Origin of the sequence: Metabacillus sp. cB07, from assembly GCF_016839225.1 — a bacterium.
GTDB lineage: Bacteria > Bacillota > Bacilli > Bacillales > Bacillaceae > Bacillus_P > Bacillus_P indicus.
The window spans coordinates 3,183,493-3,207,287 of the sequence record NZ_CP069296.1; the positions used below are offsets into that span (position 1 = coordinate 3,183,493).

Below are 23,795 nucleotides of genomic sequence, written 5' to 3' on the forward strand. Positions count from 1 at the left end.
AGAGATATTCCGAGTCTAGTAAAATTATAGCTTTTTTCTTAGATGAAGTGGGTGTAATTGGGTAAAAAAATACGCCAAAAGGCGCATTAGTCATTTCTTCTGAACGATTCGATCACACAATTAGCCAGGAGCACACCTGCTGCCTTCAGCTGATCATGCTTCATCGGCATTGAATGATGGACGTGAGGGTACATCCACCGGCTGTATGCCCTCTTATCCGCAACTGTCAGATCATATGGAGCCTCTGGGTATTCAACAAAACCCTCTTTGCATACAAGTGCTTTTTTCACTTTTAATCCAATCTCTTTTTCTTTTAAAAGCTGCTTTACAAGGGCTGCTGTCCGGCTGAGGCTGATCATCGGCGAGAGGAGACTTGATTCATCTTTTTCTCCGGGGTTTTTCCGCCAGAATCTTTCTGCTGATCCCATATATACGTCATGGCGGCCGCCTTCAAGAAAATGAATGCACGTGATTTCCCCCGGACTTATTAAGATCGTGTCGAGGGCAATGGATGTATTTTTCACCCTGAGGACAGGAGCGTACATGATCAGATGCTGATCCGGAAGCTTTTGAAGAAGTTCCTGCAGGTTGTGATTATCCGAGAGAGACGGATCTGCAAATGATCTGTCCCTGATGGTTGATGTTGCCCATTTCAGCTGGAAATGGAAGACACGCTTCATAAACATTTCCTTCAGCTCATGAAGCGAGCCGGGAACGTCATGAAAGCTCAGCTCAGGTGAATCCATATTTGCTTCAGGATAGGTGACAGTTGTGCCGGACCTTTCCTTTTTAAGCCTGTAACTCCGTATCCTCGATAGCGAATCCCCCTCTTTTTCCATGCTTTCCATTTGCTCTTTTTTAACAAAATGGTGAAATTCATTCTTTTCAAAAGCTTCCTTCAGCATGAGCCACTGCTGTTTTTTCACACGCAGAAAACGGCTCTGATAACGGTACAGATCCATTTCATATCTGGATATGCAGGCGTGAACTTTTATTAATTGAGCCACTTTATGTAAACTCCTTCCGAATCATTCAAACTCACAGAACATGTAAAAGAAACGGAACCAATAACGGACACAGAACAGCCGTGAAAATGGCGCACAGCGTCATGGAAATGGAACTGACAGCTCCTTCAAGCTCTCCCATTTCAAGAGCCCTCGCCGTACCCGTTCCGTGTGATGCCGCACCAAGTCCGATTCCTTTTGCAACGGGATGGCTAATGCCAAAAGCTTTCAGAAGGGACGGACCGAAAACAGCCCCCGACATGCCTGCTATAACCACATATATGGCCGCAAGTGCAGGGATTCCTCCCAGTATTTCTGAAATATCCATTGCAACGGGATTTGTGACCGATTTAGGAGCGAGCGACAGGATCATCTCCCGGTCTACATGAAATAATGCTGCTAGGCCGGCCCCGCTTACTATTCCGATAATGCTTCCCGTAAGCACGCTTGTAAAGACGGTCCACGCATACCTCTTCATCACATGTCTGTTTTCATACAGCGGATAAGCAAGTGCGACTACTGCAGGGCCTAAAAGAGCATCAATCCACTTTCCGCCAGTCATATACTCAGCATACTCGGTATCTGTGAGAAGGAAAAGCACAATTAAGAGAAAAGTGCTCGTTGAGATCGGCACTAATAGAGGAAAGGGGTATTTTTTATAAACCTCTCTCATAAGGGCATTTACGATTACCGTAAGGACAATATAGAAGATCACAGCCATTATAGGTTTTCCCCCTCTCCTTCATTTGCCGTTTTTCTGGTGCTCATCCACTGGCTTACAAAAGCGGCTGAAAGCATGACGAGAGCTGTGCTGAAAAGAGCAATCAGCGCACTGATCAGGCCTCTTCCCGCAAACAGGTCAAAATGGTCCATCAGCCCGACCGTTGCAGGAACGAAAAGCAAGGCCAAATGTTTAAGCAAAAAGGAGCTTCCTTCCTTTAACAGCGGCAGTTTTATGAGTTTGAAGGACAAGCAGAAAAATAAAAGAAACATGCCGATAATGCTGCCCGGCATGGACAAGTTGAAAAATTGCTGAATGGCTGTTCCGGCAAAATAAAAAAGAAATAATCCGGCAAGCTGAATAACAATACGTATAAATTTCATAGTTTCCCCGCTAAGCGTAAAAGAGTCTTATTTATCTTATTGGGCATCATCGCAATAAGACAGTGTCAATTGTATGGTACTTGGGGACTTCCCCAAGCTTGGTCTGAAACAGATTGATTTTTGAAACCTGAAAGGCTGACACCGGATGACCCGGAAGCATCTCTTCCTGAAAGTCTTCATCTGCCGCCCATTTCCTCGCGATCGTGATATGAGGGGCAAATGGACGTTCATCAAGTGCGAAACCGTGTTTCCTGCACACGGAGTATACCGTTTCCCTCACCTTTTCTAGCGGCTCTGATTTTTCCGCACCCGCCCAGAAAATCCGGGGAGCCTGCTTTCTCCCAAATGTGCCGAAGCCACTGATTGACAGGTGAAATGAAGGAAACTCGCCAAAAGCTGTGTGCAGTTCCTTCATGACGGCCTGCAGTTGATCAGCGGAATCAGGATGCCCCAAAAAAGCGAGCGTCAAATGATAATCCAGAGGATGAACCCAGGACTTAAACAGCTTCTTCATCCCTTCTGTTTTTGCAGTCAGCATTTCCGCTTCATTCTGAGGGACAGGTATTCCAATAAAATAATGGGTTTGTGTTGTCATAACGGTTCCTTTCCCGTCTGTTTGCTAAGAGTATGGCTCTGCTCGTATGCTTCCATGCAAAAACTGCGCAGACACTTTTTTCATTTTATCAAAGTCTGCGGGAAGAATAGAACCAAAGCGCCTCGTTTCATGAAAATCGATTGCTGGGAAGGCAAACAGAGGATATGCTATTATATCAACTAAAGGAGCTGAAATAATCATGCGTGTTGTAGAAAATGTGGCAGATTTAATTGGCCATACACCTCTTTTAAAATTAAACCGCCTGAATCCAAAAGACGGGGCTGCGGTTTACCTTAAGCTTGAGTTCTTCAATCCAAGCGGCAGTGTAAAAGACAGAGCTGCTTTTAATATGATTGTCGAGGCCGAAAAGCAAGGCCTGTTAAACGAACATTCAACGATTATCGAGCCAACGTCAGGGAATACAGGCATTGGACTTGCCATGAATGCGGCAGCAAGAGGATACAAAGCCATTCTTGTTATGCCTGATACGATGACACAGGAGCGCATCAATCTGCTTAAAGCTTACGGTGCAGAAGTTGTGCTTACACCCGGCGACGAAAAAATGCCCGGTGCTATAAAAAAGGCAAACGAGCTAGCAGAGGAAATCCCTGACAGCTTTGTTCCCATGCAGTTTGAAAACGAAGCAAATGCTGATGCCCACCGCAAAACAACGGCACCCGAGATTATTGCCGCAATGGATGAGATCGGGAAAAAGCTTACTGCATTCGTTGCAACGGCAGGCACCGGCGGGACCATTACAGGCACCGGCGAAACACTCAAAGAGCATTATCCGGATCTGACCGTGCATGTTGTAGAGCCGGCCGGGTCCCCGGTCCTTTCAGGAGGAAAGCCAGGCAAGCATAAGCTTGTCGGCACAAGCCCCGGATTTATTCCCGACATTTTAAATCAGGATGTTTACGATGAAATTTTTAAAATACAGGACGCTGAAGCGTACGACATCACACGCAGACTTGCTGCGGAAGAAGGAATCCTTGTCGGTCCTTCCTCAGGGGCAGCCTGCTTTGCCGCCCTTGAAGTTGCCAAACGCCTGACACCGGATGATGTTGTTGTCTGTATCGCATGCGATACAGGTGAACGGTATTTATCAAGCGATGTATTCAGAGAAGAATAGGTCTTAAGAAAAAGAGCTGCTCCGGATTAAACCGGAACAGCTCTTTTTTGATTCAGCTTCATCACACAAAGGATGACAAGCGCAATAAGGGACATCGTTCCAAAGAATAAATACACATGAAGAATCGAATACCCTTCAAGGATAAGGCCCCCAAAAAACGTGCAAAACCAGTTTCCCAGCCCGTTGCCGACAGATGAATACAGAGAAATCGCCGTTGCCCCTACAGAAACAGGAGCAAGCTCTCTCACATACTGTAGGGCAGCAGGAATGAACAATCCAACAGAAAACCCTTGTGCAATCGTTGTGGCATACACAACCCCAAGTGGCGGTTCAAAGAAATACAGGAACCATCTGAGACATGAAATGCATGTTGCCATAACCAGGATGTTCATCATGCCGAGGCGCCTGATCCAGCTGCTTGCAAACTTCATGAACGGGGCTTCACTGCCCGCCGCAAGTAAAAATGCAATGCCGATACCGGTCAGCCCGCCGCCAAGATCAGCGACAAAAATACCGAAATAAATATTATTGGCAAGAATAGGGCCGAGAACAAGAAATGCTATAAATAGAAACAGAAAATACCTTGGAACATTCGCAAGTTCTTTTATGCCGTCACGGATGCTGATCTGCATCGTCCTGCTTTCATTCGGCAGCTGAGCTGCAAAGAAAATGGCCAGAAACAGCACGAGTGCAAAAGAATAAAAAATCACGTGAAGAGAATAGTGTTCAGACAGCTGGCCGACAGCCATGACAGCAACTGCAAAACCAACAGCTCCCCACAGCCTGATAGAACCGTATTCCGTTTTGGTCTTGTGGACATAATTCATTGAAATGCTGTCGGATAAAGGAATCAGAGCACTCTGAACAACCGCCAGCAGCAGAGCAATCACAATCAGCCAGAAATAGCCGTCAAGAAGTGAGAATACAATCCCAAACAGTCCGGCAAGCGTCAAAGCGACGGTCAGTAAAACAGTCGGTTTCTGCGTGATGTCACTTAATACCCCCCACAGCGGCTGAACTAAAATCATAACAACCGGGCTGATGCTCATAATGATTCCAATCTGGCTTCCTGAAAGTCCCACACTGTCCTTTAAATAAACTGGCAATAAAGGAAACAGAGAACCTATGGCAAAAAACATGAGAAAATAAAACGAACAGAACGAAACCCGCGTCATGCGGTGTTCTCTTTGAAGAGAATAATCCAAACCAGCAGCCTTCTTTCCCCACCTGTCATTTGATTGCTAAAAACCGCTCCCGGAAAAGGGAGCGGCTAAAAGCTTCTTCAAACATCCTACCACATGAAAAGCGTTTCGTTAATCTTATTTTGCCAGTTCATAAATGGCCTGGGCATAAATGGCCGTTGCCTTCAGAAGATCATCGATGATGACATATTCATCCTTTTGATGGGCAACATCCGGTCTTCCAGGAAACATCGGGCCGAAAGCTACACCGGCTTTAAGTGACCTGGCATACGTTCCTCCCCCTATGGCAATCAGTTCAGGCTTCTCGCCAGTCTGCTCCTCATAAACCTTTTTAAGCTTTTGAATGAGTTCATGCTCTGCTTCTACATAATGCGGCTTTGAGTCGCTGAAGGAGGTAAGGTGAAAATCAGTAATCGATTTGAGTCCTTCTTCAATCCTTTCCGAATCTGCTGTAACAGGGTAGCGGATATTTACCCCAAGCTCTCCGCCATCTTTGATGTCATATGACATGATGCCGAGATTGACTGTCAATTCTCCGCTTACTTCGTCTTCACATTGAATGCCGATTTTCTCGCCTCTCGTATCATTGCTGAAAAAGGCGGTCATCTGCCTGACAAAAACCTTTCCATTATGATCAAGCTCGGCTTCAGCAAGGAAAAGCCCAAGCAAAAGACCTGCGTTTTTGCCTGTATGGGGAAGACTTCCGTGAGCGGAAATTCCTTCAGCAGTTAATTTGAGGGTGCCATTCTCCTCTGAAACACTGCCTTTGATCTCATATTGGGACAGGTAGCAGGTGTATTTTTCGGAAAGGGCTACTGCATCCTCTGTCTGAACGATCGCTTCGGCAAAATCCGGCACCATGTTAAAACGTCTTCCTGACTTGAAAGAAAGAAGCTTTGGTCCATTTTTGCTGATGCTCGCTTTATCAAAATGGAAAGAAAGCTTTGCATCAATAATTCCCTTTTCGGCATTTATGATTGGGAAATCTGCATCTGGAGCAAAACCGAGGGCAGGCATTTCTTCATGTTTGAAGTAGTGCTCCACACAGCCCCAGTCACTTTCTTCATCTGTTCCAAGAATCATCCGGACCCGCTTGTTCAGCGGAAGCCCAAGATCCTTCACAATCTTCATGGCATAATAAGCTGCCATAGTCGGGCCTTTATCATCAATAGCCCCGCGCGCGTAAATTTTCCCGTCACGGATTTCTGCTCCGAAAGGATCGCTGCTCCAGCCGTCCCCTTCAGGTACAACATCGACATGACAGAGTATGCCTACAATTTCATCTCCCTGTCCCATTTCAAGGTGTCCGGCGTATCCGTCGAGGTTTTTGGCCGTAAACCCGTCTTTTTCTCCCTTTTGGAGCATGTGAGTTAATGCTTTATGTATGCCTTTTCCAAATGGGGCGCCTTCTGTTTTTGATTTCTCATCAAGCACACTCTTAATCCGCAAAAATTCCTGAGTATCTTCAGTAAATTGGTCTTTTCTCTTCAGTACTTCCTGCATCCATTCCATTTGCATACCTCTTTTCATGATCATTTTCATCGTACCTCTACTTAGTTAAGATACCAAAGGATGCAAACATAAGAAAGCGCTGCACGGAGAAACTAAGCTTAAACAAAAAACAAAAACTCTTGCAAATCTGCCTAAAAACGAATAATATAATAAATGTTTTGCAAAAACGTTCGTTTATCAAGTGCACTTATCACTCATTCTGCTTTTGCTGCCGATAGACAGCGCATAAAAAGGCAGATGCCGATTATTCAACAGCGGTCCCTGTATTCAAGGGACCTTTCTCATGACAGCAGCTGAAGCCAGGCTGCGCGACAGATTACAAATTGGAGGCTTACTTATGTTTAAACTGAAAGAACATCAAACAACCGTGCGCACAGAAGCACTTGCAGGAATTACAACATTCCTGACAATGGTTTATATCGTGGTTGTCAACCCGATTATTCTTGCAGATGCAGGCGTTCCATTCGACCAGGTGTTTACAGCCACCATCATTGCGGCCATTGTCGGAACGCTGTGGATGGCGCTTGCTGCAAATTACCCGATTGCCATTGCACCCGGAATGGGTCTGAACGCTTACTTCGCCTACTCGGTTGTCGGCGGCCATCAGGTCAGCTACCAAGTTGCCTTTGCCTCTGTTTTTGTGGCGGGCCTCATTTTCCTGATTTTATCGCTGACGCCTTTTCGCAAAAAACTGATTGAAGCCATACCGGCTAACCTGAAATACGGAATCACAGCGGGAATCGGGCTGTTTATCGCCTTCATCGGCCTCAGACTGACAGGCATTGTAACAGACCATCCTGAAAATCTTGTGACGCTTGGTGATCTCTCTTCACCTCCTGTCATCCTTGCTCTGATCGGGCTTGCTGTTTCCCTGCTTCTTATGAGCCTGAATGTTCACGGTGCCCTGTTCTTTGGGATGATCATTACTGGAATTATCGCCTATTTCACCGGAGAACTTTCATTTGAAAATGGTTTTGTCTCTGTACCGAGCCTGCCTGAAGGATTTATGGTCCTGAACCCGGCCGATGCCATTGGACAGGTGATTTCAAATGGCCTTTACGCCGTTGTTTTCTCATTCCTTTTGGTTACAATCTTTGATACAACAGGAACAATGATCGGCGTTGCCCAGCAGGCCGGTCTTATGAAGGGAAATGAACTGCCGAATGCACGCAAAGCCCTTCTTGCCGACTCTGCTGCAACGACTGTAGGCGCTATGTTCGGCACAAGTCCGACGACTGCCTACATTGAATCCTCTGCAGGCGTTGCCGCCGGAGGACGAACAGGACTCACTACATTGACCGTTGCCGTCCTGTTCGGGCTTACCGCATTTTTCAGCCCGCTTGTAGGAGCTGTTTCAGGCATAGCAGCCATCACAGCTCCTGCCCTGATTATCGTAGGAAGCTTAATGATGGGCAACATTGCGAAAATTAACTGGAACGAACTCGACGAAGCTTTCCCGGCCTTCCTTGTCATTATCGCAATGCCGCTCACATCAAGCATTGCAACAGGCATAGCGCTCGGCTTCATCTCCTACCCGCTTATGAAAATAGCAAAAGGAAAATGGAGAGATGTTCACCTGTTCGTTTATATCTTTGCCGTTCTGTTCTTCATTCAGCTCGTGTTCCTCGGCGGACATTAAAAGCCGCTCATAAAACACTTCAAAAGCATCCATACTAGATATGGGTGCTTTTTTATACACATAAAAATGTCATACTATTCAGAATTAATTACATATAGTAAAATAAGAAATATAGAACCAATCAGCTTGTAACAAGATTAAAACTATGTAAAAATTTTGTTAATTCTAGCTTTTCGCTGGTATGATGATGTCGAAATCGTGTAAAATATTGTTGTAGCGTTCATAAATTAAATTAGTACAGTAACATCTGCAGTAGGGGACATCGTAGGTTGCAGTAGGCTATGCCATACGATCAAATGATAAGGAGTGGTTTTTTGAAACCTTCAACAAACCGTATGCTAACTCGTATCAAATCTGTCTACATGTTTATCCATGAAAGAGGTACTGTTACAACTCAGCAGCTTGTCGACGAATTTGGTATTACACCGAGAACCATTCAAAGAGATTTAAATGTGTTAGCGTATAATGACCTCGTTCGGAGCCCAAGCAGAGGCAAATGGACAATTACACAGAAGAAGGTTAGAAAAATGTCTTCCTAGAAAGCCGCTTATTCCGGAAAAAACTTTAAAATTGCATACATAAGAAAACCAGTCTGCCCTTTTGGCGACTGGTTTTTTTCTTCGCATTTACAGTTCTATGGCCTCAGCATTCCTCAGAGCTTCCACTTCTTCGTCCGTCAGCTCTCTGTATTCTCCGAGTTCAAGACTCTCATCCAGATGAAGCGGGCCCATGCTGATGCGCTGCAGATAGGCTACTTTTTTGCCGACTGCCTCAAACATCCGTTTTACTTGGTGAAATTTCCCTTCAGTGATTGTGATATGAATCTCTGACCGTTCTCCTGCTTCGATGATCTCAAGGCGGGCAGGCTTTGTGACATACCCGTCATCAAGCTCTACACCTTCTTTGAAAGCAGACGCATCTTCTTCTGTGACGTGTCCCTCGATTTTCGCATAATACGTTTTTGGCACATGCTTTTTAGGAGAAAGCAGTTGATGTGACAGCTGGCCGTCGTTTGTCAGGAGCAAAAGCCCCTCTGTGTCTTTATCAAGACGTCCTACAGGAAATGGCTTGTAGACGGCATCGTTCATTTCAAGCAGATCAATAACCGTTTTCTGGACAGAATCCTCTGTGGCCGACAGGAAGCCGGCCGGTTTGTTCAGCATCAGGTAAATGTGCTCTTTATATTCGACTGTTTCACCGTGTACTGTCACGGCCTGAACCGCTGGGTCAACATGTGTTTTGGCATCCTTGATGATCTTGCCGTCAGCCTTTACAGCACCTGTCTTCAGAAGCTGCTTTACTTCTTTTCTGCTTCCGTACCCTATGTTTGAAAGTAATTTATCGATTCTCATGTTACGACCTGCCTTTTGCGGTAAAGTTTAAAATTGCGAATATTCGAATCCTGGAAGTATGCCGTTCCTTCCGCTGCAATCCACTAGGTTTGCTTACATTACGCTGTAAGCAGTCCTCTTTTTTTCTTCTAGAGCTTTGAAAAAAAAGGCTTATTCAGCAGCCTTCTTCTTGCGGTTTAAAAAGGAAAAACGGCTGCCGAGAAGCTTCTCGAGCAAGTGAGAGCGGTGCGCTGCGTACAGGTATGCAGCTGCTCCTAAACCGATCGCAATCAGCAGTATGATGACTGACTGCATTTTCCCATCAGAGTATTCAATAAAAATAGATAGAACGGATTGGGTGACTGACACGACCAGACCCATAAAAGCAGTCAGAATTCCGATAAAGACGGTGCGCTTGAACAGCAGCTTGAATGAATAGCCTGCGTGGCGGCGGATCATTGCAAAACTGTACAGAATAGATGCACCGAACCCAAGCGCTGTTGCGAGAATGGATCCGACACCCTGGTACGCCTCAATGAGCGGAGCATTCACAGCAAGTTTAATGATCAGTCCAAGTGAAAGGGAAATAACAGCAAGCTTTTGCTTGTTGATTCCCTGCAGAACGGCTGCTGTTACGGTAAAGAAAGAAAACAGGATCGCTACAGGCGCGAACCATCTCAGCAAGAGTGCCCCGTCCGGATCGTTTTCATAAAACAGCATATAGGCAGGCTCTGACAGTATCACCAGCCCGACAATAGCAGGCAGTGTGAGGAATATGATAATCTGAAAGGCCTGATCAATCTGCTTATTCACAAGCTTCATATTCTTATCGGTGAAGGATCTTGTAATCGTCGGTACAAGCGTCAGTCCAAATGCTGTCGCGAGTGATACGGGTATCATCACAAGTTTTGGCAAATATAAGACAACAATTGAGAATATACCTGTTGCCGTTTCTTTGAATCCTCCCTCAACCATCGATTTAATGAACGTATTTGTATCAATGTACGTATATAAAGGAATAGCAAGTCCAACAAAAACAAACGGCCCTGCGTATGAAAAAAGCTCTTTAAACATGCGTCCTGCGGGCATATTTTCAGAAGGAACCACATTCTCCCTCATAGCTTCAAGACCGTGTTTGCGGCGCTGCCAGTAAGCAAACAGCACAAGCAGGCCTCCGATGGCTCCAACAAATGCAGCAAAGGTGGAGTAGCCGACTGCCGTTACAAGCGAACCGTCAAATACCTTCAGGACAAGATAAGCTGACGCAAGAAGGAAAGCAATTCTCACTATCTGTTCAATGACCTGAGAAACGGCAGTTGGCCCCATAGACTGATGTCCCTGGAAAAACCCCCTGATTAGGCTCATAATCGGCACGACAATTAAAGCGAGGCTGACCATGCGGATGACAAGCACGGCATCGTCAACCGTGGTATTGCCGATCTCTCTTTGCCCAAGCGAGCTTTCCGCCAGAACCGGCGCCAGAAAATAGAGAATAATAAACGCAAGCACTCCCGTTAAGAACATCACCGAGATGCCCACTCTGAACATCTTTCTGCTTGTTGCGTAATCCCCGATGGAATTATACTTAGATACAAATTTTGAAACCGCCTGGGGGAATCCCATGGTCGCAATGCCGAGGAAAACGGCATACTGTGCATATCCGATCTGGTACAAGGCCCCGCCGTCTTTTCCGACAAGCGCATAGAACGGGATAATGTAGATCATTCCAAGAATCCTTGATATGTAGGTGCCAAGCGTTAATACGAGTGTACCCCGCAATAATTTATTCGACATGAATGAAATCACCAATTTCTCTCTGAAGATTCAACTTTTCTATTTTAACACATTAGAGACCTATAACAAGAATGTTTGTGCATGACAAAAGCGGAAGCGCCTTGGTAAGATCCGGCAGGCAGATAAGAATCCGGCAGAAAAGTCCGGCTTTGACTTTTTTGCCGGATTTGTTCTGACAGAGGATCTAGGCGCTTCCGCTTGCCGTTGATAACTTTGTAAGGTTATCCACAGCCTTATATTCTTCATAAAACAATAAAAGGCGGATTTGGCATTTTACGTGATTCCGCTATAATAGGGAGAGAAAAGGTTTTTTCAGAAAGAAAAGGTTGTGAAAGCATGAAGGTTGATGTAGTGATTATCGGAGGCGGTCCATCCGGCCTGATGGCAGCGATTGCGGCAGGTGAAAAGGGAGCACGCGTCCTCCTGCTCGATAAAGGAAATAAACTCGGCAGAAAGCTTGCGATTTCAGGTGGCGGCAGATGCAATGTCACAAACAGGCTCCCGGTTGATGAGATTGTTAAACATATTCCCGGAAACGGACGATTTTTATACAGCGCATTCTCTGAATTCAGCAATGAAGATATTATCCGCTTTTTTGAAAAGCTTGGCATACAGCTGAAGGAAGAAGACCACGGCAGGATGTTTCCGGTCACAGACAAAGCTCAGTCTGTTGTTGATGCTCTTCTTAATGAACTTAAGAAGCTTCGTGTGACAATCCGGACAAACGAGCCAGTGGAAACGATTGAGTACGAGAACGGCAAGACCGTCGGCGTGAGGTTAAAAAACGGCGAGTATATTCAAACACAGTCGGTTGTGGTTGCTGTCGGGGGCAAAAGCGTTCCCCATACCGGAAGTACAGGAGACGGATATGCCTGGGCTGAAAAAGCAGGACATACCATTACAGAGCTTTTTCCAACAGAAGTTCCGGTAACATCCAATGAACATTTCATTCAGGAAAAAACGCTACAGGGCCTCTCTCTCCGGAATGTTGCCCTGAGCGTGCTGAATCCTAAAGGCAAGGTCATCAAAACACACCAGATGGACATGATTTTTACCCACTTCGGGATTTCCGGACCGGCTGTTCTCCGCTGCAGCCAATACGTCGTCAAAGCGATGAAAAAGTTCAAAACCACGGCTATTCCCGTGAGCATCGACTCGTTTCCGGACCGGAACCAGGAAGAGCTTTTTCAGGAGACGGTCAAGCTCTTCAAATCAGAACCTAAGAAAGCCGTTAAAAACGTGCTGAAAGGATTCCTGACTGAAAGATACCTTCTGTTTCTCCTTGAGAAAAACGGAATAGACCCGAATCTGCCGGCTGCCAATCTTCAGATGGATAAATGGCGGTCATTCATACAGGACTGCAAAGGATTTCAGTTTAACGTCCACGGGACGCTGTCTATCGACAAGGCGTTCGTAACCGGAGGCGGAGTATCGGTTAAGGAGATCCATCCAAAAGAAATGGCGTCAAAACTTATGAACGGTTTGTATTTTTGTGGAGAAATCCTTGATATCCACGGCTACACAGGAGGCTACAACATTACATCTGCTCTTGTAACCGGCAGGCTTGCCGGAAAAAATGCCGCACAATATGCAAAGGAAGCAGCTAGTTTATAGCGGCTTCCTTTTTAGGTTCTGTATAAAATGAGGGCTGAAAAACAATAAAGCTGTTCCCCGTTCTGATCGCAGGCTGCCGACACATTGTATTTAATGTCAACAAGCTGCTCATCTGAAATCGACTTCAGGAATTGATTGATTGCCTTTTCCAAATCTTTTTCATGCTCTTTATCAAAAACGGCCACCTTGTACATTTAGCACCATCCCATATCACAGCCTTCCGCATATTGCTGCTGAAGCTCGCAGTTCCGTTCATACATGCGGTAAAACCTGTCCTCTTCCATCTTGAATCCATTTACTAATTCATATTCCCGTCCACCGGAAGTTATGACAAGCTTCCCGATATACTCCTTTCCGATGTACAGCTCCATAAATTCCCCGTGCAGCTTTGCGACAACGCGATCCGTTACATCAAGCTTGTGATAGTCAGACATATCACATCCCTCCTTAGTTGAAGTGTATTTTTAAGGGATGTTGTTTATGATAGCGTTTTCATTTTAGCTGTTCATTCAACAAAAAAACCCTGCCGAAGCAGGGAAATGGAATTATGCCAATTCACTTTTGCGTTTTGTGTCGCCTTTCCAGTCAAGCATGCCGCCCGCCATGTTCGTCACTTTATAGCCTTTGTCCTCCATGAAGGAGCAGACGTTGCCGCTGCGTCCGCCTGACCGGCAGATGATGATGTATTCTTTGTCCTTATCAAATTGATCAAGCTTTTCAGGAATTTCTCCCATGCGGATATGTTTTGCTTCAGGAATCATCCCTTCTTCCACTTCATCCTCCTCGCGCACATCTACAAGGTTCAGCGTTTCTCCGCTTTTCAATTTTTTATGTAATTCGTCTGTTGTTATTTCTCTCATTGAAATCATCCTTTCTGTTTCAGATGGGTTTATTATACCAAAGCATGTGTGTGACATACCACTTTGACAAAGCAATGAAAAAAGCAGGCTCCGTGGCCTGCTTTTTCTTAGTTCGCTACAATATTTACAAGTTTTCCAGGAACGGCAATGATTTTGCGTATTGTTTTTCCGTCAACCTGTTCTTTCACGTCAACGTCTGAAAGAGCAAGCTCCTGCATTTCTTCGCGTGTTGCGTCTTTTGGAACGTGGAGTTTCGCTTTTACTTTCCCGTTTACCTGAACAACGATTTCCACTTCGTCCTCAACTAATTTGCCTTCGTCGTATGCAGGCCATGTTTCATAGGAGACTGTTCCTTCGTGGCCAAGCTTTTCCCATAATTCCTCAGCAAGGTGAGGAGCTACCGGTGAAAGCAATTTAACGAAGCCTTCCATATATGACTTTGGAAGAACTGTTGCTTTGTACGCCTCATTAATGAAAACCATCAGCTGGGAGATTGCTGTGTTGAAACGCAGTCCTTCGTAATCCTCTGTTACTTTTTTAACGGTTTGATGATACACACGCTCTAAGCTGTCAGATGGGCTGTCAGTCACTTTTGCATTAAGAGCTCCGTTATCTTCTACGAACAGACGCCATACACGGTCAAGGAAACGGCGAGCTCCGTCAAGTCCTTTTTCAGACCAGGCGATAGAAGCCTCAAGAGGTCCCATGAACATTTCGTAAAGGCGAAGCGTATCTGCACCGTGGCTTGCAACGATATCATCCGGATTGACAACATTGCCTTTGGATTTACTCATTTTTTCATTGTTTTCCCCAAGAATCATTCCCTGGTTAAACAATTTCTGGAACGGCTCTTTTGTAGGAACAATGCCAAGATCGTACAGCACTTTATGCCAGAAGCGCGCATACAGCAAATGAAGAACCGCATGTTCCGCACCGCCGATGTATGTGTCAACAGGCAGCCACTGCTTAATTTTTTCAGGATCTGCAAGGTGCTCAGCGTTCTTTGGATCAATATAGCGCAGGTAGTACCAGCAGCTTCCGGCCCATTGCGGCATTGTGTTTGTCTCGCGTCTGCCTTTTTTGCCTGTTGCAGGGTCTGTTACGTTTACCCACTCTTCAATAACGGCAAGCGGAGATTCGCCTGTGCCTGAAGGACGGATTTCTGTCGTTTTCGGCAGTGTCAGTGGAAGCTCTTCCTCAGGTACTGCTGACATTGTGCCGTCTTCCCAATGAATAATCGGAATCGGCTCGCCCCAGTAGCGCTGGCGGGAGAACAGCCAGTCACGAAGACGGTAAGTCGTTTTCTTTTCGCCCTTTTTGTTTGTTTCAAGCCATGCAATCATGTTTTCAATGGCTTCTTCTTTATTTAAGCCGTTGAGGAAATCAGAGTTCACATGCTGTCCGTCGCCTGTATAAGCTTCATTTTCAACATTGCCGCCTTCAACAACCTCTTTGATCGGCAGGTCGAACGTTTTGGCAAATTCATAGTCTCGCTCGTCGTGTGCAGGAACAGCCATAATTGCGCCGGTTCCGTAGCTTACAAGAACGTAGTCTGCAATCCAGATCGGCATTTTTTCGCCGTTTGCAGGGTTAACAGCAAACGCACCTGTGAATACTCCTGTTTTTTCTTTCGCAAGATCTGTGCGCTCAAGGTCACTCTTGCTTTTTACTTTATCAAGATAAGCTGCTACAGCTTCCTTTTGGTCTTCTGTTGTAATTTTATCAACTAAAGCATGCTCGGGAGCAAGGACAGCATACGTCGCGCCAAAGAGCGTATCCGGGCGTGTTGTGAAAACGGTAAAGGATTCTTCATGTCCGTCAACGGTAAACTGAACGTGCGCTCCTTCAGAACGGCCGATCCAGTTGCGCTGCATTTCCTTGATGCTCTCAGGCCAGTCAACTTCTTCAAGGTCCTCAATCAAGCGGTCTGCATATGCCGTGATTTTCAGCATCCATTGTTTCATCGGGCGGCGTTCAACAGGATGGCCTCCGCGCTCGCTCTTTCCGTCGATAATTTCTTCATTTGCAAGTACGGTTCCGAGTGCAGGACACCAGTTGACCGCTACCTCATCAACATAAGCAAGACCTTTTTTATATAACTGAAGGAAAATCCATTGTGTCCATTTGTAGTACTCAGGATCTGTCGTATTGATTTCACGGTCCCAGTCATATGAAAATCCGAGGCTTTGAATCTGACGGCGGAACGTATCAATGTTTTTGGCTGTAAACTCTGCAGGGTCATTCCCAGTATCAAGCGCGTACTGCTCAGCAGGAAGACCGAATGCATCCCATCCCATCGGATGAAGGACGTTATATCCCTGCATGCGTTTTACGCGGGAAAGAATATCAGTTGCCGTAAAACCTTCCGGATGTCCTACATGCAGGCCCGCTCCTGATGGATACGGAAACATGTCAAGTGCGTAAAATTTAGGCTTGCCGGCATCTTCCGTTGTTTTGAACGTCTTATTTTCAAGCCAGTAGTTCTGCCATTTCTTCTCGATTTTTTCGTGCTTGTAATTCATCATTATCCTCCTCTGATTGGTGCGCTGTTTCTACTAATTCAGTTTGAACGGGTTTTGGATTGTTAAACGGAAAAAACAGAAAAAACCTCCCGTCCCTGAAAGGGACGAGAGGTTTATTTCCCGCGGTACCACCCAATTTAGCGCCATACGGCACTCACTTGATATCCGTAACGTGGATCACGACAGACATTACCGTGCAGGCTGCCCTGCAGTTCGCATCCGTAACTCAAAGGCGAGTTCGCAGGCATTGGATGATTGACTCTCACCGTCCGTCAATTCTCTGAGCATCCGCAGTCTGTTACTAATCCTTATCACCGTTCAAAATCATAAAGTTATACATGTATTTTATAGAATTTAAACCACGGTTGCAAGCTGTTCGCTGTAAAAACTTATGAAATGGGCAGGAATGCGGGAAAATCATGCTTTTAATAGAAGTGTAGGTTGTTGAGAGATAAGGTGTGAGATGGTTTGGAGATTATTTCGCTTGGCGCTCATTGTCTTTCACAGGCTGTTCAATGCTGTCCTGCTGCTGTCTGACAAAGTCAAAACTCCGAAGTACGGCCTCCCCGCTGTAACCAGCGATAATAGAAAGCACGACAAGCTGAAATGAGGATGAAGGTTCTGTAGATAAAACGAGCAGGATCGATGCGGTCGTGCCCATTGCGATATCCTCCCAGAAACCGAGGTAGATAAAACGCTTGGTCATTCTTGGCTTTTCCATCCTTCCCTTCTTTTTAACATGTCCAAGCAGTCCCATTAACCCCCCAATCAATGACGCTACAATTACAGTCTGCAGCATAAGATCACCTTCCTAAAGCCGTAATAAATTCGGCACGCGACTTCAGGTACAAGATATATTGCTTCTCTTTGCTTGTACAATTCAATAAAACCAGAAGCTTGTTTTACTTCCATTATATGTGAATATTACTGGAACAATCTTGATTAAATAGAAGGAATTTTCAGTAAACTTTCATTCGTACTATTTCACTAGACCGAACACTTTTTCGGTCCGGCGCCTAAGTGATTAGTACCATGCATTTCTGGAGAGTACGCCTCTTTATTTTCCTCACTCTTCCAAATGCTTGTCCATTTGACCGAAAAAAGCACACCATTTAAAGGTGTGCCATCTGTTATCACGCACTCACTGCTGGTGCAGGATGCTTCTCTTTGATTTTCTTATCGTAAACGGATGTCGTGAACATGGCGATAAACAGCAATCCAATCAGAACAGCAAACAGCATATTCATGCCATATAGATCAACCAGTACGCCTCCAAGCAGCGGGCCGATCATCCTTCCGCCTGTAGCTGTGCTGTTGACGAAGCCCTGATAAAATCCTTCACGGCCTTTTGGAGCAAGATCATTGGCAATGGTCGGAACCGCCGGCCATACGAGCATTTCTCCGATGGTCAAAATGATCATGGCTGTCATAAATCCTTTGAAATCCCCTGCAAAGGAAACCATGACGAAAGAAAAAATAAAGATGCAAAAGCCGATCATCATCTGCTTTTTAATAGATTTTGCAGCATATTTTACAAAAGTATTCACAAGCGGCTGGCCGAAAACAATCAATGCTCCGTTTACCGTCCAGATCAAGCTGTACTGGGTAAGCGGGATGTTCAGCTCCTGAGTGTGGGCGGCAATCGTTGACTGCCACTGAACATATGCGACCCAGCACAGCAAATAGCCGGAGCAAAGGATGATCAGTGCAGTAAATTTATCCCGGTTCTGCAGCTTGGATGATTCCTGCAAAAGGGACGATTGGGCAGATGGAACAGATGAAATCTTTCGATAACCGAAACATGCCAGCAAGAAAAAAACAGCATACAGTGCTGCATTCGCAATAAAGATCAGCTGAAACGAATACCCCGCAATCAGTCCGCCAAGCGCAGCCCCAATCGCCACTCCCGCATTTTGCGAAACATAAATCGCGTTAAACGCTTTTCGCCCGCCTTCCGGCCAAACCGTTCCGGCAAGTGCATACATCGATGGAAACACAATTCCGGAGCCAAACCCGACAAGAGTCAAAAAGACAATATACCAAGGCCAGTCATTGAAGAAAACAAGTCCCAGAATGGCTGTGAACGTAAGCACAATCCCGCTCAAGATGGAACGGTAGCCCCCGTACCGGTCAAAAAGAACCCCGCCGATCAGGTTGCCCGCTACACTTGCAGCAGAATTCAGCATCAGGACAATCCCGGCAACTGTCAGCGATTTACCAAGATGATCATGAATGTAAATTGTATTTAAAGGCCACAGAAACGAAGAACCTGTTACGTTAATCAGCATTCCTGTTACAAGCAGCCATAAAGAACGCGGCATCGCGAAAACCTCCTTAAAAAACTCACAAAAAAGCACGAAGGCAAGAGCTGCCTTCGCGTTTTTTTAAATCCATAGAAGATTGTAGTCCTTTTATCCGGAGATTGCAACCGGGAAATACCGGACTGATTTGCCGTGCCTGGATGCTTGGATCATTGTTAATACAAAGACAGATCCTCTTCTGTTTCAAATATAATTTCACCACTGGATTGCATGCTCACTGCTGTCACATCTGCAGAACCCTGATACCCTTTTTCAAAATAGCCGACAATCGTTTCCTCAAGCTGTTTTCCGTTTTTGTCTTTGTATAAAAGGTTAATAGAACTTTCACTGAACTTTTCGCTCGGCGTGATTTTCAGCTGATAGGTTTCTTTCGGTTCCAATGACGGAATCAAAATTTTTTCCTCATTATAAGAATAGCTGATCTCCATTTCATCCAGCTGATGTTCCGATTGATTTGTAATCGTAATGGTGATTGCACTGCTGAACATGCCTCTAACAGGCAGAACAAATAAAATCACCAAAAGCAATGCGATCATCAAATTGACAAACCAGCTTTTCAAATGCCATCCCTCCGCAGGTCATAATTTGCAAACAGCAGGCATTGAATGCCTTTAAAGCTCTCGTCTGAGCGCGGAGAGAACATTGATATTCGTCGCCTTCACGGCCGGACGCAATCCTGAAATCAAGGCCACTCCGAGACTGATGCCGCCCGCAATCAGGACAAGACTGAGAGGAATGTAGGAGAACGTAAAGTCCACACCTTCCATGCTTCCCTCAGAAACGGCTCCAAGCACGAGCGGAATGGCAAAGTTTGCCGCAAAGCTGACGGCGTAGGCAATAATCACACCGAGCAATGCTCCGAGCAGGCCGATAAACGCACTCTCAAGAAGAAAGATTCTGCGGATCACGCCAGGCTGAGCCCCGATTGCCTTCATAATCCCGATTTCCTGTGTACGTTCTGTTACAGCCATCGTCATCGTATTAAAAATACCGATCGATGCAATCAGAACGGCTACAGTTCCTACAAAAATCAGTCCTGCTTTAAAGGCATTAAAGAATAAGTTCATGTTTTCAAGCTCTTCTGTTATGGAGTACACTAAGTATCCTTTATCCTTTAAGGAATCTGTCACGCCTTTCACATCTTCAACACTTGACGTATAAACCTTGATTTCATTATAATCCTGCGGCTCAATTTCATCTGCACCATCAGCTTTTGCGGCAAAGGCCTGCATGTCTTCTTTCCAATCATCACTGATGTAGACGGTGGCATCCTGTAAATAATCCTTTGCAGGAGCTTTTGTAATACCGGAGATTGTAAACGTCCAGCTTTTCGTTTCCGATTTGCCGTCAATCTGTTCGGTCTGTGTCAGGACAATCTCTTTACCGATCAATTCACCCTGAAAGCCTTCCGGTTCTTCTGCAGCCGTCTCTGAATTCTGAGCCTGTTCATCGCGCTTCTTTCTCTCCGCATCCGTCAGAAGCGAAGCAGCAAAATGATGGCCGACAATGACTTCCCGGTCATTTTCCGGTGCTTCACCTGAGTCAAGCTTCAAATTTGCCTTAAATTCATTTTCCATATTTGTAAGCAGCAAAGGTGCGAAATCGGCTGTTCTGTCTCCGAGCTTTGCAGCCGTTTGTCCTGTGGTGGTAGCATAGGACCTTCTGACGACTGCTGCCACATTCTTTGTATCCTCGAGTTCTTTAATTTGTTGATCATTCCCCTGCTCAAAGCCCGCGTCCGTTTCCTTCCCGCTGATTTGAATTTCATTCAGCTTTTGAGCAGTTAAAAGCTCTTCCTGCATGCTTTTTTGCATCCCGAAACCTACAGATGCAAGTACAATCAGAAACGCACAGCCGATGGTAGTCGCAAGCACGGTCATGAAAACCCTCATCCTGTTTTTCTTCATATTTCTTCTGACAAGGCCCAGCTGATCTCTAAATTTCAACAGGAACACCCTCTTCCTTCAGTACGCCGTCCTGCAGCACAAATTTTCTGTCGCTGAATGCCGCTACTTCTTCATCGTGGGTAATAATGAAGAACGTGATGCCTTTTTCTGTGTTCAGCTCTTTGATGAGGTCAAGAATTTCTTTTTCCGTCTCACTGTCCAGGCTTCCTGTCGGTTCATCAGCCAGAATGATTTCAGGATTTGTAATCAGGGCACGTCCAATTCCAACGCGCTGCTGCTGTCCCCCTGACAGCTCGTTTGGATAATGGCCCGAATGGTTATCAAGACCGATTCTGTAAAGCATTTCGGTTACCTTCGTTTTTCTTGCAGAAGAAGGAACACCCTTCAACGTTAATGGCAGTTCAATGTTTTCAAACGTCGTCAGACTCGGGATGAGCTGAAAACTTTGAAAAATGAAGCCAAACGTATCAAGCCTGAAGGCTGCCCATTCTTTTTCACTGAACCCGGTCACCTCTGTGCCGCCGACAGTAATTTTCCCCTCTGTCGGGGCGATATAGCCTGAAACTAAATTGAGAAGCGTTGATTTCCCCGAACCGCTCCTGCCGACGATTGAAGCGATTTCCCCTTTTTGAATGGCAAGCGATACATTTTTCAAAACAGGTATTTCTTTTTCATTTCCTTTTTTTCCAACCTTAAACGAGTGACTTAATCCATCAACTTTTATCATGATTTCCTCTCCTAGGAATGCTTTGTTTTTTTATATATGAGGAAGTAGCCCAGCAGCAGACTTACGGCTGCCCCGGCAGCGCCTCCGGTTACAAATCCTGTTATGCCTTGATCATACATCCGGTATCCCATTGAACTGAATCCAAGCACCCCAAGCAGCAGCACCAAGATCAAAATAGGCAAATTAAGCTGTTTCCATAAAAAGAAATTGCCGTTCCTTTCATTCGGATGATGCAGGAATGAATACAGTCCAATCGCAAAGAATAATACACCCATTGCTGCCTGGATCAAAAAGTAAAGGGGCATTCCCTCCGTTAGTTCCTTGAAAAAAGGCAAGCTCATCATTGGAAGAAACGGTGTCAAAAGACATCCCGCATTAATGAAATTCTCGATTTCTGCATAGGAGTATAATCCAAGGCCTTCTACATGGTTAAAGACAACAAATGTAAACAGAAACGGCAGCGAGCCGGTGCTCAGAGCCGTCAGCCCCTGCGCAAATGGCGTTCCCGTAAGCGAACCCGCTGCAAAGGTCAAGCTGTAAACCATCACCAGGCAGAAAACCAATTCCAAATAATAATCCATTAACGGTTCAGACAAAACCACTCCTGCCGTATCTGCGTAGATTCCTGACAGCACCAGGGAAATCAGTGACGAAAGCAGGATTGCAATAAGAACAGAAGCAGATTTCACAAGATAAATTTCTGAACGTTTAAATGGCAGACCGAGTGTATAATCCATTGTCCCCCTGGCTCTCTCCGTTCCCATTTGCGCGATTGCGATGAAAAAAAGGAAAGCAGAGGATAAAATCAGGAGCAAATCGTCTCCCAACAGGAAAACAAACGGATCAGACGACATTTCCGGATACTCTTTCAGCATGTTTTGATGGCCTGAGTATTCGGTCCAGATTCTATATGGAAGAAAAAAAGCATTAAGAATGAAAAATAAGACAAGCAGGACTCTGATCTGCCTAAACTCTTTTAAAAATAAAGCACGCACTACCATCTTCGGTCCCCTCCAAACTTTGCAATAAATACTTCCTCTAAGTTAACCGGGAGCGTATTCCAGACTTTAGGACCGAGGGATTGAAGCCGCTTCATCTTATCTTCATCCTTTTTTTCCAGAAGCATCGTGTAAAAAATACCGGAGTGGTCAAGAATTGGAACACCCATTTCTCTAATCTTTAAGTGCAGGTCATTTTCAAAAACAGCCTGTATTTTCACAAAATCCTCCCGGAGCGATTCAAGGTCCATCACATTGGACAGAGTATGTCCATCCAGAAAGCCGATCTTGCTGCAGATCCTTTCAATATCCTCGAGCCTGTGGGAGGTAATCAGAATGGCGGTTTCTCTTTCCCCCACTTCATCCACCATAAGCTGCAGGAGATCTCTTCTTGTGACAGCATCAATTCCGTCAGTCGGCTCATCAAGCAAAATGACTGCAGGTCTTGAAGCAAAGGCCATAATGAGAGCGAACTGTTTCTTCAGCCCCGTTGATAAATCCCTGTATTTTTTTGTTTCCGGTATTCCGTAGCGGTTCATCAGCTCGTTCGCATAGGTGACATCAAAATCCGGATACAGGGATTTCAGCATCCCTGACAGTTCTTTATATGTATATCTATCATAAAAAGGGTTTTGGACAGGTACATAAATGACCTTTCTTTTAGCCAGGGGCTGCTTCTTTATGGAGGCATTTTCAAACAAAACCTCTCCCTCATCCGGCAGCACAATCTGCTGAATAATCCGCAGAAGCGTCGTTTTTCCCGAGCCGTTTCTGCCCAGAAGCCCAAAGATATCGCCTTTTTCAATCGTCAGTGATACGTCCTCCAGCACCCTCACTCCATCGAGCGATTTTGAGAGATTTTTCAGTTCAAGCATGGTCTCCGCCTCTCATTTCTCTGCTGATTTCCTCAATCCATTTGTGAATGACTTCAATGTCAATTCCCGCATAAACGGCATCTACAATCAGCGGCTTCAATTGTTCTTTGATCATCTCCATCTTCCCTTCATCAAGCGTTACTCCGGCATTCTCGGAGACAAAAGTCCCCCTGCCCCTTAACGTTTCAATCATTCCTTCACGTTCAAGCTCTTTATATGCTTTGCTTACGGTATTAGGGTTTGCAATAATCATCGTTGAAAGCTCGCGCACTGACGGGAGCTTTTCACCGGGCTTAAGAATTCCTTTCAGACAGAGCTCTTTCATCTGCTGAATGATCTGTTCATAAATCGCTTTTGAGCTGCGCGGGTCAATTTGAATCATCGGTCTCCCTTCTTCCTATCGTGAAATGGTTCTGTACTACGTGTATTAGTTTTAGTAGTACACATAATACAATAATGATTTTTGTAATTATTGTCAATGGTTTTTTGGGGGATTTTGGGAGTGTTTTTGTGGTTGGGGTATCAAAACGCTTTTGATGGAACTATTACCGGGGTTCGGTGCCATCAACACGTAGATTTCCTCTTTTGATGGCACTTATCTCGGAGTTCAGAACCACCAACACGCAGATTTCCTTTTTTGATGGCACTTATCTCGGAG

The 23,795-nt window shown here is 45.3% G+C and carries 24 protein-coding genes and 1 other annotated feature; of the genes, 4 read left to right on the plus strand and 20 right to left on the minus strand.

The features are described 5' to 3' along the window. Window positions 1-86: 86 nt before the first annotated feature. The 4 genes from JOJ89_RS16315 to thpR are packed head-to-tail and all read right to left on the minus strand — an operon-like array spanning window position 87 to window position 2,703. Complete coding sequence (locus JOJ89_RS16315) at window positions 87-1,007, minus strand: hypothetical protein (RefSeq protein ID WP_203288435.1); 921 nt, start codon at window positions 1,005-1,007, stop codon at window positions 87-89. Window positions 1,008-1,038: 31 nt separating this feature from the next. Continuing rightward, window positions 1,039-1,725 carry an LrgB family protein gene (locus JOJ89_RS16320; protein WP_203288436.1) on the minus strand — a complete coding sequence of 229 codons (687 nt, stop codon included), beginning with the start codon at window positions 1,723-1,725 and terminating at the stop codon, window positions 1,039-1,041. Beyond that, entirely contained in the window at window positions 1,725-2,108 is a 384-nt protein-coding gene (locus tag JOJ89_RS16325) for a CidA/LrgA family protein (RefSeq protein ID WP_203288437.1), read from the minus strand. Before JOJ89_RS16325 ends, JOJ89_RS16320 begins: the two co-directional genes overlap by 1 nt. 46 nt (window positions 2,109-2,154) lie before the next feature. After that, window positions 2,155-2,703, minus strand: coding sequence for an RNA 2',3'-cyclic phosphodiesterase (gene thpR / locus JOJ89_RS16330; RefSeq protein ID WP_203288439.1), 549 nt, complete (start codon window positions 2,701-2,703; stop codon window positions 2,155-2,157). Between the two features lie 199 nt (window positions 2,704-2,902). Here thpR and cysK point away from each other — a divergent pair, with 199 nt between their 5' ends. Further along, window positions 2,903-3,835, plus strand: coding sequence for a cysteine synthase A (gene cysK / locus JOJ89_RS16335; protein WP_029278916.1), 933 nt, complete (start codon window positions 2,903-2,905; stop codon window positions 3,833-3,835). A gap of 26 nt (window positions 3,836-3,861) precedes the next feature. Here cysK and JOJ89_RS16340 read toward each other — a convergent pair whose 3' ends face one another. Together JOJ89_RS16340 and pepV are read right to left on the minus strand one after the other, a co-directional pair. Next, window positions 3,862-5,040, minus strand: a complete 1,179-nt coding sequence (locus tag JOJ89_RS16340; protein ID WP_029278914.1) for an MFS transporter — start codon at window positions 5,038-5,040, stop codon at window positions 3,862-3,864. Window positions 5,041-5,154: 114 nt separating this feature from the next. After that, on the minus strand, window positions 5,155-6,549 hold the full coding sequence (pepV, locus tag JOJ89_RS16345; protein WP_203288450.1) for a dipeptidase PepV: 1,395 nt from the start codon (window positions 6,547-6,549) through the stop codon (window positions 5,155-5,157). Between the two features lie 337 nt (window positions 6,550-6,886). On the opposite strand from pepV, the gene JOJ89_RS16350 reads away from it, so the two are divergent. Beyond that, window positions 6,887-8,188 carry an NCS2 family permease gene (locus tag JOJ89_RS16350; RefSeq protein ID WP_029278910.1) on the plus strand — a complete coding sequence of 434 codons (1,302 nt, stop codon included), beginning with the start codon at window positions 6,887-6,889 and terminating at the stop codon, window positions 8,186-8,188. A 314-nt stretch (window positions 8,189-8,502) separates the two neighbouring features. Beyond that, a complete protein-coding gene (locus JOJ89_RS16355; protein WP_029278908.1) occupies window positions 8,503-8,727 on the plus strand; it encodes a DeoR family transcriptional regulator in 225 nt (74 codons plus the stop codon). 87 nt (window positions 8,728-8,814) lie between these two features. On the opposite strand, the gene JOJ89_RS16360 is transcribed toward JOJ89_RS16355, so the two are convergent. Together JOJ89_RS16360 and JOJ89_RS16365 are read right to left on the minus strand one after the other, a co-directional pair. Beyond that, complete coding sequence (locus JOJ89_RS16360) at window positions 8,815-9,540, minus strand: pseudouridine synthase (protein ID WP_029565856.1); 726 nt, start codon at window positions 9,538-9,540, stop codon at window positions 8,815-8,817. Window positions 9,541-9,690: 150 nt separating this feature from the next. After that, window positions 9,691-11,313, minus strand: a complete 1,623-nt coding sequence (locus JOJ89_RS16365) for a putative polysaccharide biosynthesis protein (protein WP_203288452.1) — start codon at window positions 11,311-11,313, stop codon at window positions 9,691-9,693. 336 nt (window positions 11,314-11,649) lie between these two features. On the opposite strand from JOJ89_RS16365, the gene JOJ89_RS16370 reads away from it, so the two are divergent. Then, a complete protein-coding gene (locus JOJ89_RS16370) occupies window positions 11,650-12,927 on the plus strand; it encodes a BaiN/RdsA family NAD(P)/FAD-dependent oxidoreductase (protein WP_203288454.1) in 1,278 nt (425 codons plus the stop codon). An 11-nt stretch (window positions 12,928-12,938) separates the two neighbouring features. On the opposite strand, the gene JOJ89_RS16375 is transcribed toward JOJ89_RS16370, so the two are convergent. From JOJ89_RS16375 to JOJ89_RS16430, 12 genes are all read right to left on the minus strand, one after another. After that, complete coding sequence (locus tag JOJ89_RS16375) at window positions 12,939-13,121, minus strand: sporulation protein Cse60 (protein ID WP_029278896.1); 183 nt, start codon at window positions 13,119-13,121, stop codon at window positions 12,939-12,941. Next, entirely contained in the window at window positions 13,122-13,361 is a 240-nt protein-coding gene (locus tag JOJ89_RS16380) for a DUF2553 family protein (RefSeq protein ID WP_203288457.1), read from the minus strand. It abuts the gene before it with no gap. Window positions 13,362-13,472: 111 nt separating this feature from the next. Beyond that, entirely contained in the window at window positions 13,473-13,796 is a 324-nt protein-coding gene (locus tag JOJ89_RS16385) for a rhodanese-like domain-containing protein (protein WP_029278892.1), read from the minus strand. A 98-nt stretch (window positions 13,797-13,894) separates the two neighbouring features. Further along, window positions 13,895-16,309: a leucine--tRNA ligase gene (leuS, locus tag JOJ89_RS16390; protein ID WP_203290363.1), complete on the minus strand. Its 2,415-nt coding sequence runs from the start codon at window positions 16,307-16,309 to the stop codon at window positions 13,895-13,897. Between the two features lie 97 nt (window positions 16,310-16,406). Continuing rightward, window positions 16,407-16,633, minus strand: a binding site (T-box leader). Window positions 16,634-16,784: 151 nt separating this feature from the next. Beyond that, entirely contained in the window at window positions 16,785-17,108 is a 324-nt protein-coding gene (locus JOJ89_RS16395; RefSeq protein WP_029278889.1) for a DUF4257 domain-containing protein, read from the minus strand. Between the two features lie 334 nt (window positions 17,109-17,442). Next, window positions 17,443-18,630: an MFS transporter gene (locus tag JOJ89_RS16400; protein ID WP_203288459.1), complete on the minus strand. Its 1,188-nt coding sequence runs from the start codon at window positions 18,628-18,630 to the stop codon at window positions 17,443-17,445. A 155-nt stretch (window positions 18,631-18,785) separates the two neighbouring features. Beyond that, on the minus strand, window positions 18,786-19,190 hold the full coding sequence (locus JOJ89_RS16405; protein ID WP_203288461.1) for a hypothetical protein: 405 nt from the start codon (window positions 19,188-19,190) through the stop codon (window positions 18,786-18,788). Between the two features lie 51 nt (window positions 19,191-19,241). After that, entirely contained in the window at window positions 19,242-20,576 is a 1,335-nt protein-coding gene (locus tag JOJ89_RS16410) for an ABC transporter permease (RefSeq protein WP_203288463.1), read from the minus strand. Next, on the minus strand, window positions 20,566-21,264 hold the full coding sequence (locus tag JOJ89_RS16415; RefSeq protein ID WP_029278885.1) for an ABC transporter ATP-binding protein: 699 nt from the start codon (window positions 21,262-21,264) through the stop codon (window positions 20,566-20,568). Before JOJ89_RS16415 ends, JOJ89_RS16410 begins: the two co-directional genes overlap by 11 nt. An 11-nt stretch (window positions 21,265-21,275) precedes the next feature. After that, complete coding sequence (locus tag JOJ89_RS16420; RefSeq protein ID WP_203288465.1) at window positions 21,276-22,265, minus strand: ABC-2 transporter permease; 990 nt, start codon at window positions 22,263-22,265, stop codon at window positions 21,276-21,278. Then, on the minus strand, window positions 22,259-23,137 hold the full coding sequence (locus JOJ89_RS16425; RefSeq protein ID WP_203288467.1) for an ABC transporter ATP-binding protein: 879 nt from the start codon (window positions 23,135-23,137) through the stop codon (window positions 22,259-22,261). Before JOJ89_RS16425 ends, JOJ89_RS16420 begins: the two co-directional genes overlap by 7 nt. Further along, a complete protein-coding gene (locus JOJ89_RS16430) occupies window positions 23,130-23,519 on the minus strand; it encodes a GntR family transcriptional regulator (RefSeq protein ID WP_029278882.1) in 390 nt (129 codons plus the stop codon). Before JOJ89_RS16430 ends, JOJ89_RS16425 begins: the two co-directional genes overlap by 8 nt. Window positions 23,520-23,795 lie beyond the last annotated feature (276 nt).

What these genes read in the sequence shown, in the direction of transcription:
- JOJ89_RS16350 (WP_029278910.1), top strand. Translation starts at nt 6,887, where the DNA reads ATGTTTAAACTGAAAGAACATCAAACAACCGTGCGCACAGAAGCACTT.
- JOJ89_RS16325 (WP_203288437.1), bottom strand. Translation starts at nt 2,108, where the DNA reads ATGAAATTTATACGTATTGTTATTCAGCTTGCCGGATTATTTCTTTTT.
- JOJ89_RS16360 (WP_029565856.1), bottom strand. Translation starts at nt 9,540, where the DNA reads ATGAGAATCGATAAATTACTTTCAAACATAGGGTACGGAAGCAGAAAA.
- cysK (WP_029278916.1), top strand. Translation starts at nt 2,903, where the DNA reads ATGCGTGTTGTAGAAAATGTGGCAGATTTAATTGGCCATACACCTCTT.
- leuS (WP_203290363.1), bottom strand. Translation starts at nt 16,309, where the DNA reads ATGAATTACAAGCACGAAAAAATCGAGAAGAAATGGCAGAACTACTGG.
- JOJ89_RS16425 (WP_203288467.1), bottom strand. Translation starts at nt 23,137, where the DNA reads ATGCTTGAACTGAAAAATCTCTCAAAATCGCTCGATGGAGTGAGGGTG.
- JOJ89_RS16415 (WP_029278885.1), bottom strand. Translation starts at nt 21,264, where the DNA reads ATGATAAAAGTTGATGGATTAAGTCACTCGTTTAAGGTTGGAAAAAAA.
- JOJ89_RS16320 (WP_203288436.1), bottom strand. Translation starts at nt 1,725, where the DNA reads ATGGCTGTGATCTTCTATATTGTCCTTACGGTAATCGTAAATGCCCTT.
- JOJ89_RS16380 (WP_203288457.1), bottom strand. Translation starts at nt 13,361, where the DNA reads ATGTCTGACTATCACAAGCTTGATGTAACGGATCGCGTTGTCGCAAAG.
- JOJ89_RS16370 (WP_203288454.1), top strand. Translation starts at nt 11,650, where the DNA reads ATGAAGGTTGATGTAGTGATTATCGGAGGCGGTCCATCCGGCCTGATG.
- JOJ89_RS16365 (WP_203288452.1), bottom strand. Translation starts at nt 11,313, where the DNA reads ATGTCGAATAAATTATTGCGGGGTACACTCGTATTAACGCTTGGCACC.
- thpR (WP_203288439.1), bottom strand. Translation starts at nt 2,703, where the DNA reads ATGACAACACAAACCCATTATTTTATTGGAATACCTGTCCCTCAGAAT.
- JOJ89_RS16430 (WP_029278882.1), bottom strand. Translation starts at nt 23,519, where the DNA reads ATGATTCAAATTGACCCGCGCAGCTCAAAAGCGATTTATGAACAGATC.
- pepV (WP_203288450.1), bottom strand. Translation starts at nt 6,549, where the DNA reads ATGGAATGGATGCAGGAAGTACTGAAGAGAAAAGACCAATTTACTGAA.
- JOJ89_RS16420 (WP_203288465.1), bottom strand. Translation starts at nt 22,265, where the DNA reads ATGGTAGTGCGTGCTTTATTTTTAAAAGAGTTTAGGCAGATCAGAGTC.
- JOJ89_RS16395 (WP_029278889.1), bottom strand. Translation starts at nt 17,108, where the DNA reads ATGCTGCAGACTGTAATTGTAGCGTCATTGATTGGGGGGTTAATGGGA.
- JOJ89_RS16385 (WP_029278892.1), bottom strand. Translation starts at nt 13,796, where the DNA reads ATGATTTCAATGAGAGAAATAACAACAGACGAATTACATAAAAAATTG.
- JOJ89_RS16375 (WP_029278896.1), bottom strand. Translation starts at nt 13,121, where the DNA reads ATGTACAAGGTGGCCGTTTTTGATAAAGAGCATGAAAAAGATTTGGAA.
- JOJ89_RS16400 (WP_203288459.1), bottom strand. Translation starts at nt 18,630, where the DNA reads ATGCCGCGTTCTTTATGGCTGCTTGTAACAGGAATGCTGATTAACGTA.